This window comes from Burkholderia sp. R-40, assembly GCF_049942845.1.
Taxonomy (GTDB): Bacteria; Pseudomonadota; Gammaproteobacteria; order Burkholderiales; family Burkholderiaceae; genus Burkholderia; species Burkholderia ambifaria.
In genome coordinates, this window is the sequence record NZ_CP187968.1 from 633,748 (window position 1) to 650,409 (window position 16,662).

The 16,662-nt window shown below is 67.8% G+C and carries 16 protein-coding genes; 8 read left to right on the plus strand and 8 right to left on the minus strand.

The genetic code is table 11. The features are described from left to right. Positions 1-100 precede the first annotated feature (100 nt). The gene (locus ACP26O_RS19250) at positions 101-1,171 is read right to left on the minus strand and encodes an NAD(P)H-dependent flavin oxidoreductase (RefSeq protein WP_175668352.1); all 1,071 of its coding nucleotides are present in this window, start codon (positions 1,169-1,171) and stop codon (positions 101-103) included. Between the two features lie 438 nt (positions 1,172-1,609). Between ACP26O_RS19250 and adiC the strand changes: the two genes are divergently transcribed. Further along, positions 1,610-3,136, plus strand: coding sequence for an arginine/agmatine antiporter (gene adiC / locus ACP26O_RS19255; protein WP_175663434.1), 1,527 nt, complete (start codon positions 1,610-1,612; stop codon positions 3,134-3,136). Between the two features lie 2 nt (positions 3,137-3,138). Then, on the plus strand, positions 3,139-5,478 hold the full coding sequence (locus ACP26O_RS19260) for an Orn/Lys/Arg decarboxylase N-terminal domain-containing protein (protein WP_175663433.1): 2,340 nt from the start codon (positions 3,139-3,141) through the stop codon (positions 5,476-5,478). A 66-nt stretch (positions 5,479-5,544) separates the two neighbouring features. On the opposite strand, the gene ACP26O_RS19265 is transcribed toward ACP26O_RS19260, so the two are convergent. Then, complete coding sequence (locus ACP26O_RS19265; protein WP_175663432.1) at positions 5,545-6,273, minus strand: hypothetical protein; 729 nt, start codon at positions 6,271-6,273, stop codon at positions 5,545-5,547. A gap of 166 nt (positions 6,274-6,439) precedes the next feature. Further along, positions 6,440-7,414 (minus strand): transcriptional regulator FtrA, encoded by a 975-nt coding sequence (gene ftrA / locus ACP26O_RS19270; RefSeq protein WP_175663431.1) that lies wholly within the window; start codon positions 7,412-7,414, stop codon positions 6,440-6,442. Positions 7,415-7,524: 110 nt separating this feature from the next. Between ftrA and ACP26O_RS19275 the strand changes: the two genes are divergently transcribed. Together ACP26O_RS19275 and ACP26O_RS19280 are read left to right on the plus strand one after the other, a co-directional pair. Beyond that, on the plus strand, positions 7,525-7,944 hold the full coding sequence (locus ACP26O_RS19275; protein ID WP_011659334.1) for a rhodanese-like domain-containing protein: 420 nt from the start codon (positions 7,525-7,527) through the stop codon (positions 7,942-7,944). 90 nt (positions 7,945-8,034) lie between these two features. Further along, positions 8,035-8,361 (plus strand): superinfection immunity protein, encoded by a 327-nt coding sequence (locus tag ACP26O_RS19280; RefSeq protein WP_011659335.1) that lies wholly within the window; start codon positions 8,035-8,037, stop codon positions 8,359-8,361. A gap of 15 nt (positions 8,362-8,376) precedes the next feature. Here ACP26O_RS19280 and ACP26O_RS19285 read toward each other — a convergent pair whose 3' ends face one another. The 5 genes from ACP26O_RS19285 to ACP26O_RS19305 all read right to left on the minus strand — a co-directional run bounded on the left by ACP26O_RS19285 (position 8,377) and on the right by ACP26O_RS19305 (position 12,767). Next, on the minus strand, positions 8,377-9,558 hold the full coding sequence (locus ACP26O_RS19285) for a cytochrome P450 (RefSeq protein WP_175663430.1): 1,182 nt from the start codon (positions 9,556-9,558) through the stop codon (positions 8,377-8,379). 166 nt (positions 9,559-9,724) lie between these two features. Beyond that, positions 9,725-9,988 carry a YodC family protein gene (locus tag ACP26O_RS19290; protein ID WP_011659337.1) on the minus strand — a complete coding sequence of 88 codons (264 nt, stop codon included), beginning with the start codon at positions 9,986-9,988 and terminating at the stop codon, positions 9,725-9,727. A 332-nt stretch (positions 9,989-10,320) separates the two neighbouring features. Next, positions 10,321-11,181: an isocitrate lyase/PEP mutase family protein gene (locus ACP26O_RS19295; RefSeq protein ID WP_175663429.1), complete on the minus strand. Its 861-nt coding sequence runs from the start codon at positions 11,179-11,181 to the stop codon at positions 10,321-10,323. A 316-nt stretch (positions 11,182-11,497) separates the two neighbouring features. Further along, positions 11,498-12,358 carry a MurR/RpiR family transcriptional regulator gene (locus ACP26O_RS19300; RefSeq protein WP_006753956.1) on the minus strand — a complete coding sequence of 287 codons (861 nt, stop codon included), beginning with the start codon at positions 12,356-12,358 and terminating at the stop codon, positions 11,498-11,500. A gap of 55 nt (positions 12,359-12,413) precedes the next feature. After that, positions 12,414-12,767 (minus strand): YgiW/YdeI family stress tolerance OB fold protein, encoded by a 354-nt coding sequence (locus tag ACP26O_RS19305; RefSeq protein WP_011659339.1) that lies wholly within the window; start codon positions 12,765-12,767, stop codon positions 12,414-12,416. 225 nt (positions 12,768-12,992) lie between these two features. Here ACP26O_RS19305 and ACP26O_RS19310 point away from each other — a divergent pair, with 225 nt between their 5' ends. The 4 genes from ACP26O_RS19310 (at position 12,993) to ACP26O_RS19325 (ending at position 16,084) form a co-directional block, all read left to right on the plus strand. After that, positions 12,993-13,655 carry a response regulator gene (locus ACP26O_RS19310; RefSeq protein ID WP_175658898.1) on the plus strand — a complete coding sequence of 221 codons (663 nt, stop codon included), beginning with the start codon at positions 12,993-12,995 and terminating at the stop codon, positions 13,653-13,655. Beyond that, entirely contained in the window at positions 13,652-15,028 is a 1,377-nt protein-coding gene (locus ACP26O_RS19315) for an ATP-binding protein (protein WP_175663428.1), read from the plus strand. The genes ACP26O_RS19310 and ACP26O_RS19315 overlap by 4 nt, the downstream gene beginning before the upstream one ends. A 202-nt stretch (positions 15,029-15,230) precedes the next feature. Then, positions 15,231-15,677: a MarR family winged helix-turn-helix transcriptional regulator gene (locus tag ACP26O_RS19320; protein ID WP_175663427.1), complete on the plus strand. Its 447-nt coding sequence runs from the start codon at positions 15,231-15,233 to the stop codon at positions 15,675-15,677. 38 nt (positions 15,678-15,715) lie between these two features. Further along, a complete protein-coding gene (locus tag ACP26O_RS19325) occupies positions 15,716-16,084 on the plus strand; it encodes an antibiotic biosynthesis monooxygenase family protein (RefSeq protein WP_175663806.1) in 369 nt (122 codons plus the stop codon). The last annotated feature ends 578 nt before the right edge of the window (positions 16,085-16,662 follow it).

Sequence of the window (16,662 nt, forward strand, 5' to 3'; positions counted from 1 at the left end):
CCTTCGGCCGGGGCGTTTCGGCGGCGCTTTCCGCCGCCGGCTTCGGGCTCGCCTTCGGCTCCCTTCCGGCGTGCGTTTCCGCGTCCGTTTCCGCGTCCGTTCAGTCGCCCGGCGGGAACGTGTCGCGCAGCCCCGCCGCGCACGCCAGCGCATCGTCCCACAGTCGTCGCGTCAGCACCCCGGCGTCCTCTTCGCGCGCGAGCGCCGCGGCCTCGCCCGACCACAGCAGCGAGAAATCGTCGCGGCCCTGCCGTTCGAATGCGCCGCGCAGCGGATCGACCGCGGCCGTCGCGAGCGGGAACGCGGGCGCGAGCGCGCTCATCGGGCCCTGCTCGCGCATGAAGCGCGTCAGCAGGCCGCGCGCGGGCCGGCCCGTGTACAGGTTGGTCATGCGGGTGCCGTCGTCGCGCGCCGCCCGCACCGCGGCGCGGTGCTGCGCGGAGCGGCCGGCCTGCGGCGTGAGCAGGTAGCCGGTGCCGATCTGCACCGCACGGGCGCCGAGCGCGAAAGCGGCCGCGATGCCGCGGCCGTCGGCGATTGCGCCCGCCGCGATCACGGGCGCGCGCACCGCGTCGACGATCTGCGGCAACAGCGCGAACAGCCCCGGCTGCGCGTGAATGTCGTCGGTCAGGAACATCCCGCGATGGCCGCCGGCCTCCGCGCCCTGCGCGACGATCGCATCGACGTCGCGCGCATCGAGCCAGCGCGCCTCCTCGACGGTCGTCGCGGACGACACGATCCACGCGCCGGTACGACGCACGCGCGCCAGCAACGCATCGTCCGGCAATCCGAAATGAAAGCTCACGACGGCCGGCCGCATCTCCTCGACGACCGCGCACATCGCGTCGTCGAACGGTGCGCGGCCGGCGCCGCCCTTCACACCGACCGGATCGAGCCCGGCTTCCGCGTAGTAGCCGGCCAGCGCCGCGCGCCAGCGCGCGTCGACCTCGGCGTCCGGCGCGGGCGGCGTATGGCAGAAGAAGTTCACGTTGAACGGGGCCTGCGTGCGTGCGCGGATCGCCGTGATCTCGTCACGCAGTTGCTGCGGGCCGAGCGCCGCGCATGCGAGCGAACCGAGCCCGCCCGCTTCGCAGACTGCGATTGCAAGCGCGCTCAGCGAACCGACCATCGGGGCCTGGATCAGCGGCAAACGGGAAGGCAGCATCGGCATCATCCGTCGAAAGGAAAAATCGTCATGCGCACCGGCGGCGCGCTTGCGCGGCTCATATATTCAACGCACCAGATAATAGCCGACAAAATCGCGCCCGAAAGATCGAACATTTACGTCGAAAAATGTTCAATCCAATTCGGCAAAAAAAACGGATTGCCCATCGCTGCCGACCCGCCCGAACTCAACTTTCCCCGCCCACTACCGCCGAATCCTGCGAAATCTGCCGTATCGCGCCCCACCCCGTGCCCCAACGCCAGCCAACACATTTCAATGACATCGATCAACATTTAACTCATTAAATGTCGGCGTTTACCATTAAAAAATCGACTAGCGATATACCATGACGTCGTTTAATAAAACGGCGATCCATTCCGGAATCGTCGACCGGCGCCGGGCCGCGCCACCTCAACCGCATCACGTCCATTCAAGGAGCCCCGCATGTCCGATGCCAGCTCGTCCTCCTCCCGCTCCGCCGCCACACCGGCCGCGATTTCCGCGCCGAAAATCGGCGTCGTCCCCGCCACGCTGATGGTCGCGGGCAACATGATGGGCTCCGGCGTCTTCATGCTGCCCGCGAACCTCGCCGCCACCGGCGGCATCGCGATCTTCGGCTGGCTGATCACCGTGGTCGGCGCCGTGTCGCTCGCGCTGGTGTTCGCGAAGCTCGCGGCGATCGACCCGGCCGCCGGCGGCCCGTACGCGTATGCGCGCAAATCGTTCGGCCCGTACATCGGCTACCAGACCAACCTGATCTACTGGCTCGCGAACGTGCTCGGCAACGTCGGCCTCGCGGTCGCCGGCCTCGGTTATCTGACGCACTTCTTCCCCGTGCTGCGCGACCCGCTCGTGTTCGCGCTCGCGCAGATCTTCGTGATCTGGCTGTTCACCTACGCGAACATCCTCGGGCCGAACGTCATCGGCCGCGTGCAGTCGGTCACGACAATCTTCGCGCTCGTGCCGATCCTCGGGATGGCCGTGTTCGGCTGGTTCTGGTTCAGCAAGGACGTGTATTTCGCCGGCTGGAACGTGTCGGGCGCGAGCAGCTTCAGCGCGATCGGCGCGACGCTGAACTTCACGCTGTGGGCGTTCATCGGCGTCGAGAGCGCGTCGGTGTCGGCCGGCGTCGTCGAGAACCCGTCGCGCAACGTGCCGATCGCGACCGTCGGCGGCGTCGTGCTCGCGGCCGTGTGCTACGTGCTCAGCTCGACGGTGATCATGGGGATGATCCCGAACAAGGCGCTGCTCGCGTCGAGCGCGCCGTTCGCGGATGCCGCGCGCCTCGCGCTCGGCGACACCGCCGCGAACGCAGTCGCGATCTGCGCGGCGCTCGGCTGCCTCGGCTCGCTCGCGGGCTGGACGCTGCTGGTCGGCCAGACCGCGAAGGCCGCGGCCGACGACGGCCTGTTCGCCGGCGTGTTCGCACGCGTCAACTCGAAGAACGTGCCCTCGGCCGGCCTCGCGATCGTCGCGGCGATCATGTCCGTGCAGGTGCTCGCGACGATGTCGCCGAGCGCGAGCGAGCAGTTCGGCAAGATCGCGTCGATCGCCGTGATCATGACGCTGTTGCCGTACATCTACTCGTGCATCGCGATCAAGGTGCTCGGCTACGGCAAGATGCCGTCGCACCAGTTCACCTTCTACACGATCGTCGGCCTGATCGGCGCCGTCTACGCGCTGTGGGCAATGGTCGGCTCCGACGGCCAGCAGACGCGCTGGTCGCTGATCTTCGTGATCGCGACGATCGTCTTCTACGAGCTGTCGATCAACCGCCAGCGCGAAATCGAGGAAACCCATGTCCATCCGGGCGGCCGTTCGCCGCGCTGGGTGCGCTATCTCGCGCTCGGCGTGACCATCGTCGCGCTCGTCGCGACCTTCTGGATCTCGGTAGGCCGCCACGAGGCCGACATTCTTCACGCCCGCTCGCCGGCCGCGGGCGTCCAGGCAACCCAGCAAACGGGGGAATAACCATGACCGCTACCTTGACCCAACCGGCGTTTCGCCGCCTCGGCATGAAGGCGCTGCTCGTGCAGCACGACATCGACGAACGCACGGCCACCGGCCGCGCAGCCACCGCCCTCGCCGAGGAATTGCGCGCCCGGCTGGTCGACGTCGTGATCGCGACGTCCGCCGAAGACGCGCGCGCGGTGGTGGACGCCGATCCCGCGATCCAGTGCCTGCTGCTCAACTGGGAGCTCGGCAACGATCCCGAGCATGCGCCCGCGCGGGCCGTGCTCGACGCGATGCGCGCGCGCAATGCGACGGTGCCGGTGTTCCTGCTCGCGAGCCGCGCGAGCGCCGCCGCGATTCCCGTCGACGCGATGCGCAAGGCCGACGACTTCATCTGGATGCTGGAGGACACCACCACGTTCATCGGCGGGCGGATCGTCGCCGCGATCGAACGCTATCGCGAGACGGTGCTGCCGCCGATGTTCCGCGCGCTCGCGCAGTTCTCGCGCGTGTACGAATACTCGTGGCACACGCCGGGCCACACAGGCGGCACCGCGTTCCTGAAATCGCCGGTCGGCCGCGCGTACTTCGAATTCTTCGGCGAAGCGCTGTTCCGCTCGGACCTGTCGATCTCGGTCGGCGAACTCGGCTCGCTGCTCGATCACTCGGGCCCGATCGGCGAAAGCGAACGCTACGCGGCGCGCGTGTTCGGCGCGCACCGCACGTATCACGTGACGAACGGCTCGTCGATGTCGAACCGCGTAATCCTGATGGCGAGCGTCACGCGCAACCAGGTCGCGCTGTGCGACCGCAACTGCCACAAGTCGGCCGAGCATGCGATGACGATGTCGGGCGCGATTCCGACCTACCTGATCCCGTCGCGCAACCATTACGGGATCATCGGGCCGATCATGCCGGAACGGCTCACGGCCGCCGCCGTGCGACTCGCGGTCGACGCGAATCCGCTCGTGCGCGGCCGCGACGGCATCGATCCGACGCCCGTGCATGCGCTGATCACGAACTCGACCTACGACGGCCTCTGCTACAACGTCGCGCGCGTCGAGGAACTGCTCGGCCAGAGCGTCGACCGGCTGCATTTCGACGAAGCCTGGTACGGCTATGCACGCTTCAACCCGATCTACCGCGACCGTCACGCGATGCACGGCGATCCGTCGCAGCACGACGCGAGCAAGCCGACCGTGTTCGCGACGCAATCGACGCACAAGCTGCTCGCCGCGCTGTCGCAGGCATCGTTCATCCATGTCCGCAACGGCCGCAACCCGATCGAGCATGCGCGCTTCAACGAGGCGTACATGATGCACGCGTCGACGTCGCCGAACTACGCGATCATCGCGTCGAACGACGTGAGCGCCGCGATGATGGACGGCCCCGGCGGCGAGGCGCTGACGACCGACGCGATCCGCGAGGCCGTGTCGTTTCGCCGGATGCTCGCGCGGCTGCACGCGGAATGCGAGGAGAACGACGACTGGTTCTTCAACGGCTGGCAGCCGGACACCGTGGTCGACCGCAAGACGGGCCGGCGCGTGCGCTTCCATGAAGCGGACGAAACGCTGCTCGCCACCGATCCGTCATGCTGGGTGCTGCATCCGGGCGACACGTGGCACGGCTTCGGCGAGATCGAGGACGACTACTGCATGCTCGACCCGATCAAGGTATCGATCGTGACGCCGGGCGTCGCGCCGCACGGCGGCCTGATGCCGGTCGGCATTCCGGCGTCGGTCGTCACCGCGTATCTGGACCGCCACGGCATCGTCGTCGAGAAAACGACCGACTTCACAATCCTGTTCCTGTTCTCGCTCGGCGTGACGAAGGGCAAGTGGGGCACGCTCGTCAACACGCTGCTCGACTTCAAGCGCGACTACGACGCGAACGCGCCGCTCGAACAGGCGCTGCCGGACCTCGTCGCGCGTTATCCGGACCGCTACGGCAAGCTCGGGCTGCGCGAGCTGTGCGACCTGATGTTCAGCGCAATGAGCGACCTGAAGACGACCGAGATGATGTCGCGCGGCTTCTCGACGCTGCCGCAGCCCGACTTCAGCCCGGCCGAGGCGTTCGAGCATCTCGTGCACAACGACATCGAGATGCTGGAGCTGTCGGAGATGGCGGGCCGCACCGTCGCGACGGGCGTCGTGCCCTATCCGCCCGGCATTCCGCTGCTGATGCCCGGCGAGAACGCGGGGCCGGCCGACGGGCCGCTGCTCGGCTACCTGAAGGCGCTCGAGCAATTCGACCTGCGCTTCCCCGGCTTCACGCACGATACGCACGGCGTCGAAGTCGAGGACGGCGTGTACCGGATCGCCTGCATCCGGCAAGTCGATCGCAAGACCAACACGCGCTGAGCGCGTGCGTCGCGACGCCGTGCCGGCAACCCGCGGCCGGCATCGCGACGCAGGGTGAGCCGCCGGTTATGCCGGCAGCCGCCCGACCCATGCGGCAAGCTGCGCTTCGCCGTCTTCATCGAGCTTGCCCTTCAGTTCGCCGTACCACGGCGCGATCGCGTCGGCCGGCTGCGTGGCCTTCAGGATCTCGAAACTGTTCTCGAGGAATGAAGAAAAGAACGGAATGCCGCGCAGGTGGAGGAAGGTCGAGTCGGTGATGTGCACGTGGCCGTACACGTCGCGCACCCAGGCGAGATGCGGCAGCGCCTCGCGCAGGTGGCCGCTTTGCATCAGCGCGGAGATGAAGTTCACGCGCGCGGCGACATCCGACTGTTCGTGCGTGTCGTGATTGACCTCCGCAGCCTTCTGCAGCCACGCTTCGCCGCGCTCCACTTCGTCGCACATCACGGATGTCGTCGCGAGCTGCACCGCGTTGTGCGCGCTCGGCTCGTGGTCGAACAGCACGAGCCAGTACGGAAACGCGTCCGGGTAACGCTTCATCGCCGAGTACGACAGCGCGCACAGGCGCGCCGCATCGGCGAGCCGCTCCGCATGCGGCGCGGCGGCCGCGATCGCGGCTTCGTGCCGCCCGGCCTGGAATGCCTTCAGCGCGGGTGCGAGTTCCGGTGCGATGTCGGGGGCGTCCTGCCCGGCCGCGTCGGGTGCTTCCGGCGCGTCTGGCGCTTGCGCCGAAGGCGCAGGCGATGCCGCTTCGTCACGCGGTTTCTTTCCGAACAGCTTTCCCAGCAGGCCCATGATGTTGTCCTTGTCGTTGTGAGGGGGCGATGGCGGCTTCCTGCAGCGGCGCGCAATGCGCGGCATGCGTGGATCACCGCACGGCGACCGCCATCTTACGCGCGCCCGGAGTCGGCAAGAAGCGCCCGACGGCCGGGGACCGCAGTTACAGGAGAAGACGCGACGCTCACGCGTCCGTAGGCCTGACGCCGCGATCCATCCCGCGCCGGTACGCGGCGGGGCTCGTCGCGGCGACGCGCCGGAAATGCCGGCGCAGCGACTCCTCGGAACCGAAGCCGGAGCGCGCGGCAATCTGCGCGAGCGACAGCGCCGGATGCGTTTCGAGCATGTCCTTCGCGAGATTCACGCGCTCGCGGATCAGCCACGTGAGCGGCGACATGCCCGTCGCATCCGCGAACTGCCGCTGCAGCGTGCGCGTGCTCATCGCGGCCTGCGCGGCCAGCGACGCGAGCGTGTGCGGTTCGGCCGCATGCGCGCGCATCCAGTCGATCAGCTTCGCGAGGCGGTCGCCGCCGCCCGGCGCGACCGGGCGCGGCACGAACTGCGCCTGACCGCCATCGCGATGCGGCGGCAGCACGAGGCGCTGCGCGACACGGTTCGCGATCGCCCCGCCATGATCGCGGCGCACGAGATGCAGCAGCATGTCGAGCCCCGCGGCCGAGCCGGCCGACGTGACGATCTGCCCTTCGTCGACGTACAGCGCGTCGGGATTCACGCGCAGCGCCGGATAGCGCGCCTGCAGGCGCTCGGCGTAACGCCAGTGCGTCGTCACGGTCAGCCCGTCGAGCACGCCAGCCGCCGCGAGCACGAACACGCCCGAGCAGATCGAACAGAGTCGCGCGCCGCGGCGATGCGCGGCACGCAGCTTCTTCAGCAACGGTTCCGGCGGCAGTTCGTCCGGATCGCGCCAGCCGGGAATCACGATGGTGTCCGCGCGATCGAGTGTCGCAAGCCGGTACGGCGCGGCGACCGTGATGCCGCCCGCCGCGCGCACGGGCCCCGGCTCGCTCGCGCACACCGCGAAGCGATACCAGTCGACGCCGAGTTCCGGGCGCTCGAGCGCGAACAGTTCGACCACGCAGCCGAATTCGAAGGTGCAGAGGCGATCGTAGGCGAGCGCGACGACGAGATGATTTTGCATGGCGCGATGTTACCGGAACTTGTCGATCGCGCCACTGCCGGAAAAGCCGGCGAACCGCGATACTGCCCTTCATTGCGGCGAATCCCCGCCGTCCTGATGGAGCGCCTTTCATGTCATACGTAACCGATGTACCCGCCGCCGACAGCGCCGCCGCCCTTGCGCACTTCGAAGCGTCGTTGGGCTTCGAGACCGATTGCTGGGACGTGCACGACGCGCTCGCGTCCGGCGCGCCCGATTTCGTGCTGCTCGACGTGCGGAGTCCGGAACTCTTTTCCGCCGGCCACGTGCCGGGCGCACGCAATCTGCCGCACCGCAAGATCGTCGCCGGCAAGCTCGCCGAGCACCCGGCCGACACGCTGTTCGTCGTGTACTGCGCGGGCCCGCACTGCAACGGTGCCGCGCGTGCGGCGATCCGGCTCGCGCGCCTCGGCCGCCCCGTGAAGCTGATGATCGGCGGCATCACCGGCTGGCTCGACGAAGGTTTCGCACTGAGCAACGATGCGGAACCGAAGGAGCTCGCCGCGCGCTGATCGTCACTAAAAACGCAACAATCAATTGCCAGCACACAACCGGAAAAAGCGCGACAATCAGCCTCATTGCAGTTCTGATGGAGCAGCAACATGCAACACGCAGTCCTGATTCAGGTGGCCGGTTCGGTCGCAGCGATCGCGCTCTATTTTCTCCCGGCCGTCATCGCCGACCGGCGCGGCCGGCACGACAAGCTGATGATCGCGATGTTCAACGCCCTGTTCGCATGGACGGGCATCGGCTGGCTGATGACGCTGTACTGGGCCTGCCAGCCGAACCCGCAAACCGACGTCGCGCAAACCATCCTCGCGAAGCGCCGCGGCGTCAGCATGCGGACCTTCTCGACTGGTCTGGTCGAACGCGTGCAGCGCCGCGTCGCCGCCCAGGAGCAATGGGCCGAGAAGCAAGGTTGCCGTTAAGTCCTGCCGTTCCGCTTACCCCGCCGGGCCGAACTTCGGCATCCTGACGTTGGTCGAGCCCCGGTAGTCCCACACCAGCCTGTCGCGCGGCGCCTCCCCGCCCGCGCGCAACCATGCCCCGAATGCCCCGGCCGTGACCGCCCGCGCGATCCGCTCGCCCGGGCAGCCGTGCGGCCCCGTGCCGAATCCGAAGTTCGGCCCCGGCGCGCGGCCCGGCAGCAGCCGATGCGGCTCGCGATGCATAGCCGGATCGCGGTTCGCGGCCGCCAGCACGACCAGGATCGCTGCGCCGGCATCGACGGTTACTCCCTCGATCGTCGTGCTCGACGCGACGAAGCGGCGCGTGTTCTGCACCGGCGCATCGAATCGGCCAACCTCGGCGACGAATGCTTCGAGCGCGGCGGTGTCCGGCATCGTGCGGTCGCCGCTGGCGGCATCATTCGTCGTACCGTCCCACGCAACCAGCACATTGCCGAGCCACGCGGCCGTCGCCTCGCACGTCTGCGACAGCAGCCCGACGAGATTCGCGACGAGCGCACCGCTCGCGTGCCAGCCCGCGGCACCGGCCGCCTGCTGAATCGCCGCGACCCAGGAGCCGTCCTGCGCACGGGTGCGCGCGACGCGCTCCGTCATCCGGTCGAGCAGTTGCCGCGCGGCGTCGCTCGCGCGGGCCAGCGCCGCGGCGTCGGACAGCGGCGACAGCGCGGCGACGAAGTCGACCACCAGCGCGGCGATGTCGTCGAGCTGCGCATCGTCGAAACCGAGCAGGTCGGCCACCGCGCAAACGGGCACCGACAGACACCACGCGTTCAACGCATCCGCGTCATGCGGCGCGCGCAGCCGGCTGCCGGCCAGCTGGGCGGCACGCTCGCGCAACGCGCCTGCGTCGATCGGCGCGCACGCCGCGCGCAGCGCCTGCTTCGGCACGTCGTGCCGCAGGGCGCCGTCGTTCATGCGCACCAGCTCGCCGAACAGCGCGCCTGCCGTGGTGCCGCGCAACGCGGGCGGCACCGGCGCATCGAGCGGCCTGACGCGGCACGCCGGATGGCCGAGCACAGCCGTCACGCTCGCCGCCCGGCTCGCGACCCACAGGCCGAGCGTGGCGTCGAACGCGAGCGGCGGGCCGTCGACGAGCGTCGCGTAATAGGGATAGGGATCGCGGTGCGTCACCGCGGCAATCGGATCGGTCGGGTTCATGCGTGAAGTATCGGCGCGCGGGGCCGCCGCATGTTTCCGGATGACGTGAAATGTGGAGGTTGCCGCGGGAGGCTGGGAGCGCGGCCGCCGCTACACGGCGACAGGCGGGCGGCGCCGCGCCGTAGCGGATGCGGCGGGATGTGGCGGAATACGGCTGGCTACGGCGTCAGGCCGCCGACCGGTAGCGGTACGCCTGCATCCGCAGACGGACGCGCCCGGCCGAAATCGCGCGCGGCTCGGCCACCACCGTGTCGTGGTGAAACATTTCCTGCCGGAAGTGGCCGGTCTCGTCGAACCACTGGCAGATCAGCCACTCGGCATCGTCGAACACGACCGGCCCGGCATAGGTGACGGTCATGCGTGGGCCGCCGGTTTTCAGCGTCACGACATCGCCAACGCGAAAGCCGCGGTGATTTTCTCGGATTGTCATCGCTCTCTCGATTTTTTATATATTCATTTTCCAGCGGTCTGCCGACCGCTGCCTCGGATATGCCGCAGATTACCAACGCTAAAAATAACCGGCAACTCCCTAAACCAAAAAAATTATCGGTCGGAAAATCGCAACAATACCGGGCATCGGTACATCTGACAGGCATCTGGCACCCATAACCGGCGCGGCTTGCGCGCCTTCGGTCCACCAGTCGAATGCGGAGAATAAACGATGTATTTCTCGACGTCATCGCGACTTTAAATCAGTCGCGATTTCGGTTGATTACAGTCAATCGATTTTCAGCTGGAAACGTTCCCAGGTTTTATCGGCGTTCATAGTGGAAATTGAACATGTGCATTATCGGGCGCCGAAAACCAGCGATCGAGATCGCGCCCCGACACCGCCGCGCGCGCGAACGTAAATGTGCCGTCGCGCGCCATTTCCGTCGCGGCGCGCAGGAACGCGCCGAGCGCAGCCCGCGCCAGTGCGCCGCCGACGCTGACACGCTTCACGCCGAGCGCCGCGAGCGCATCGAGGCTCAGCAACTCGCCCTGCAACCCCATCACGACATTGACCGGTGCACCGACCGCGCGCGTGACCGCCGCGATGTCGTCGGCGTCGTTCAGGCCCGGCGCGTACAGCACGTCGGCGCCCGCGTCGCGGTACGCGACCAGCCGCGCGATCGTATCGGCGAGGTCGCGCCGGCCGTGCAGGTAGTTTTCGCAGCGCGCGGTCAGCGTGAACGGAAACGGCAGCGCGCGCGCCGCGTCGACCGCCGCCGCGATGCGCTCGACCGCCGCGTCGTGCGGGTAGATCGGTGTGTCGGGGCGGCCGGTCGCATCCTCGATCGAGCCGCCCACCGCGCCGGCACCGGCCGCGAGGCGGATCGTCTCAGCGACCGTGTCGGGCGCGTCGCCGAAGCCATTCTCGAGATCGGCGCTGACCGGCAGGCCGCCCGCGGCGACGATCTCGGCGATGTGGCCGAGCATTTCGTCACGGCCGATCGCGTTGTCGGGCCGCCCTCTCGAATAGGCAAAACCGGCGCTCGTGGTGGCGAGCGCGTCGAAGCCGGCCATCGCGAGCAGGCGCGCGGAACCGGCATCCCACGGGTTCGGGATGATGAAGGCGCCAGCGCGCGCATGCAGCGCGCGGAAGGCTTCGGCGTGGCGGAACTGCATGTTGGAATCGGACATCGCTGTCTCCTTGGAGCGGGAGATACCAGCATAGGCGCGCGCGGTACCGCGACGGTTCGCGCCACGGTGAAATGTCGATGTGGATGCCAGGACCCTCGCGTGCGCGGTGCGCCGTCGGTCACGCCGTCGCTCAGGAACCGAGTGTCTTCGTCAGGAAAATGCGCGACTGCGCGGCCGGACCGTCAGGCAGTCAGGCAGTTCGGCAGTCCGACAGTCCGGCTATTCGCCGAAGCGGACATAACCGCGCGTCTCACAGAACGCCCGCGCCTGAAATTCGAACGTATCGAGCCGCACGCCGTGACAACCACACGCCCGGCTACACGACATACGCGCCCTTCGCATGCAGTTCCGCTTCGGTGCGCTCGAGCGCCGCGACCGCATCGCTGCCTTCGAGCGCGAGCAACTGCGCGACCAGCGCTTCGGTCATCGCGTGCGCGGCGACCAGCGACGGAAAGAACGACGGGCTGTCGTGCGTGAAGATCAATTGCGCGTCCGCGTGCAGCGCGATCGGCGACACCGCGCTGTCGGTGATCGCGACGATCTTGCTGCCCTGCGCCTTCGCCGCCTGCGCCACGCGTGTCGCTTCCGCCGAATACGGCGCGAAACTGACGATCACGGTCACGCTCTGCTTCGCGATCGTACGCAACTCCATCTCGAGCGAGCCGGCGACGCCGTTGAGCAGCGACACGGTCGGCCGGAACAGCCGGTAGCCGTACACGAAACCGAACGCGACCGGATAGCACGACCGGAATCCGGCGACGTGCACGTGCGATGCCTTGCGGATCAGCTTCGCCGCGTCGGCGAGCGCGTGCTCGTTCTGCGCGGCGGTGGCGGCGAGATTGTGTTGCTGGGCGGCCAGCAGGTCATGCGCGAGCGACGCCTTCGCGTCGGGCCGCACGAGCGAACGCGCACGCTGCGTGAGCGGCTCGGGGCGCGTGCGCACGCGCGCGACGCACAGGTCGCGCAGCTCGTTCCAGCCGGGGAAACCGAATTGCTGCGCGAGCCGCACGAGCGACGCGGGTTGAACCTGCGCGCGCTGCGCGACCTTGCGCATCGACGAGGTGGCGACCTCGTCGGGATGATCGAGCAAAAATGCAGCGCCCGCCTGGAATTGCGGGCTCAGTTCGGAAAATTGCGCCCGGATACGGGACGCGAGTTCATCGAAATTGGCAGCCATCTGGGTGAGAACGGGAACCGGATGCCCATGGTATCACCGGCCCCGCGCGCACCGGTCAGCGCAGCACTTCGACGTGGTCGGCATCGACCTTCACACGGCCCGACCATTTGCGCTCGAACTCGCCGGTCACTTTCACTTCGTTCTTGTCGCTGACGGGCTGGCCGGCCGCCCACAGCTTGTGGTCGATCTCGACGCGGATCGTGCCCGTCGCGTCGGCGAATTCGTAATCCTCACCGCCGACGTGCTTGACGATGCGCCCTTGCAGCTGCACGTGCTGATCGTCCTTGCCGTTCGCGAGGAGTTCCTTCACGGTGGTCGTCGTCAGCGCGGACGGCCCCGTGTATTGCGCATAGGCGGCAGCCGGCAGCACCGCGAGCGCGACCGCCAGGATACTGGTCAGATGTTTCATGTTTGCGATCCTCTTGCTTGATGGGACGCCGCGCCCCGTTGAACGCGACGGGCCAAGATTACGGACCGTAAGATTAAGCGAGCCTGAAGGCCGTGCCGACGCGACACGGCGCCGCATAGGACGCGTACGAAAGCGCAACCGCCACCGCCGTTTAAGCTCGGCCTAAGACACCTGCGCTTATGATGGACACCCCGGGCGCCCGTGCCCGCCAACAGACACGAATCCATGCGCGTACTGCTCGTCGAGGACGATCCGCTGATCGGCAGCGGGCTCGAACAGGGCCTCAAACAGGAAGGCTTCGCGGTCGACTGGGTCAAGGACGGCGACGCCGCGTCGCTCGCGCTGCGCTCGACCGCGTATGGCCTCCTGCTGCTCGACCTCGGGCTGCCGAACCGCGACGGCCTGTCGGTGCTCGCGTCGCTGCGCCGTCGCGACGAAACCCTGCCCGCGATCATCATCACCGCGCGCGACGGCGTGCCGGACCGCATCGCCGGCCTCGACAGCGGCGCCGACGACTACCTCGTCAAGCCGTTCGTGCTCGAGGAGCTGCTCGCCCGCATCCGCGCGGTCAACCGCCGTCATGCGGGGCGCGCGCAAACGACGCTCGCGATCGGCCCGCTGCGGCTCGATCCGGTCAAGCACCAGGTCTGGCTCAACGACGACGAAGTCACGCTATCGCCGAAGGAATTCGTGCTGCTGCACGAACTGATGCGCGACCCCGGCGCGGTGATCTCGCGCGAACAGTTCGAGGAACGGCTGTACAGCTGGGGCGAGGAAATCGAGAGCAACGCGGTGCAGGTGCACATCCACAACCTGCGCAAGAAACTCGGCCACGACATGATCCGCACGGTGCGCGGCGTCGGCTACCGGATCGGTGACGGCGCATGACGCGCGTGCGACACGCGATCGAGCGCTGGCGCAGCGCGTCGCTGCGGCGGCGCCTGTTGATGTGGCTGCTGCCCGCCGCTTGCGTGATCGGACTGGTCGCGAGCGCGGGCACCTACTGGGGGGCGCTGCGCGAGCTCGACGATCTCCTCGACGACCAGATGCGCAGCATGTCGAAGCAGATCGTCGTCGGCCCGAACGGCGAGCTGTCGTTTCGCGACCATGGCGACGGCAAGCACGACTTCGAGGCCAGCGATCCCGACGCCGTGCTGCTGCAGGTCTGGCGCAACGGCACACTGGTCTACTCGACCGATCGCGAGTCCGCGCTGCCGCCGCCCGCGCAGACGGGCGTCGGCAGCGTCGACGTCGGCGGCCAGCCGTGGCGCACCTATGTGACCCAACGCGGCGGCACGACGATCCGGCTCGCGCAGGCGCGTCATGCGCGCTGGGAAGCGATCGCGGGCATCGCGGTGCATTTGCTGTGGCCGGTGTTCTCGATGCTGCCGGTGCTCGCAATCGGCCTGTGGTTCGGCATCGGCGCGGGGCTGCGGCCGCTGCGCACGATCGCATCGGGCCTGAAGCGCAGGAATGCGAACAATCTGGAGCCGGTCGACGTCGCGTCGATGCCGAACGAGGTGCGGCCGCTCGCCGAAGCAATCAACGACCTGCTCGCGCGGCTCGACCGTTCGTTCACGCTGCAGCGCCACTTCATCGCCGATGCCGCGCACGAGCTGCGCACGCCGATCATGGGGCTGTCGATCCAGTCGCAATTGCTGCGGCGCGCGGCGAGCGCCGACGAACGCGAGCAGATCCTCGCGCAGATTCACGCGGGCACGACACGCCTCGGCCACCTCGCCGAGCAGCTGCTGACGCTCGCGCGCCTCGAACCCGATGCGCAGGCGGGCGCGTCGGCGTCCACGCCCGTCGATCTCGCCGCGCTGTGCCGCTCGGTGGTCGCCGACCGCACGCGCGTCGCCGATGCGCATCGGATCGACCTCGGCGCGATCGTGTCGTCGCCGGTGATGGCCGCCGGCAATGTGGACACGTTGCGCGTACTGCTGAACAACCTCGTCGACAACGCGATCCGCTACGCGGGCGACGGCGCACGCGTCGACGTATCCGCGCGCGTCGACGGCGCCACCCCCGTGCTCGAAGTCGCCGACGACGGCCCCGGCATCCCGGAAGCCGAGCGCACGGAAGTGTGGGAGCGCTTCTATCGCGGCGAAGGCGCGCAGGCCGTCACGGCGTCGGGCAGCGGCCTCGGGCTGTCGATCGTCAAGCGGATCGCCGAACAGCATCGCGCGACGGTCGCGCTCGGCACGACGCCAGGCGGGCGCGGGCTGACCGTGACGGTGCGCTTTCCCGTGCCGGCCTGACGCACGGCCGATCCGCAGCTTGTCCACAGATTGTGTTGGCAAGCTTGTGGACAACCTGCCGCTAACGGCAGCAAGCCATTGATCCGAAAGAACTTGACGGTCGTGCGCAGCGAATGCGCCAGCCAGGGCGAACCTGCTGCCTAATTTGACAACCAGTTGTCCATTGCGTAAAGTAGTTGTCAATTCATCGCGCACCCCGACCATGACGAAACCCGCCAAGTTGACCGCCGTCGCGCTGTCCGTCTTCCGCCTGAACGGCCTGCTGATCGAATGGGGCAATACCTTTGCCGCGCCGCACGGCCTGACCAGCGCACGCTGGCAAGTGCTGGGCGCCATCTCGATGGCGCCGGACGCCCCGAACATCCCGCAGATCGCCGACGCGATGGGCATCACGCGGCAGGCCGTCCTGAAGCAGGTCAACGTGCTGACGGAAGAAGGACTCGTGCAACCGCTGCCGAACCCGATGCACAAGCGCTCGCCGTTGTATGCGCTGACGCCGCGCGGTGCCGCGGCCTATCAGGCGGTAGTCGAGCAATGGCAACACCATGTCCGCGGCATCGCCGGCCAGTTCAGTTCGACCGATCTCGATGCGGCGATTCGCGTTCTGTCGACGATGTCCGCCGCTCACGCGCCCGATGGGCGTGCTTGATCGCACCGTTGGCTCATTCCCCTCAGGAGGGCGTGCCCATGTCACATTTCAAACCGATGGATCCGAACTTTCCGATCCAGCAACAGCTCGGCATCGACGCCGAACCCGTCGTCCTCCTCAACGTCTTCACGCTGGATCCGGCCGATGAAGCCGACTTCCTGGCCGTGTGGAAGGACGACGCCGCGTTCATGAAACGGCAGCCGGGATTCATTTCGACGCAGCTGCATCGCGCGCTCGGCGACAGTCCGACCTACTTCAACCAGGCGATCTGGGAGTCGACCGCCGCGTTCCGCGCGGCCTTCACGCATTCCGAGTTCGACGCGAAGCTTTCAGCCTATCCGTCGTCCGCCGTCGCGAGCCCGCATTTGTTTCAGAAGGTCGCCGTGGCGGGCATTTGCACTGCATGAGCCCGCGCGCCGCGCACGAGTGGCACGCTGTGCCATGCTGCCCGATCGCGATCGCGAAGTTCTCCACAGAAAATGTTGGCAAGCTTGTGGATATCCTGCGCACCACAACGCTAAGCCCTTGATCCGACGGACTTTGGCACGCGTGATGCAGACGCGGCGCGCAACGGGCCGTCAGATGCGCCGGTTCGCCGCACATCGCATCACGATGCCACGTCGGCGACCCGACGATGCACGGCGCACGATGCGTGTCGTTCGCGACTTACCCACAGATTTTGTTGGCAAGCATGTGGATAGCTTGCGCATATCGCGATCAAGCGCTTGATCCGAAACGCTTTGTCCCCGCCGCTTCGAATGCGGCACACGGCGGGTGATGGGCCACCGGCGACCAGCAAAACCCGCTCGCGTGTCGTCACGTGATGCTAAGCGCCTCCTCTCACGCGTACCGCCCCGCTTGTCCACAGATTTTGTTGGCAAGCGTGTGGATAGCCTGCGCATACCATGCACAAGCGCTTGATCCGAAAGGCTTTGTCCGCGCCGCTTCGAACCGTGCAAGCAAGTCCGCGCAACGCCTGCCGCAT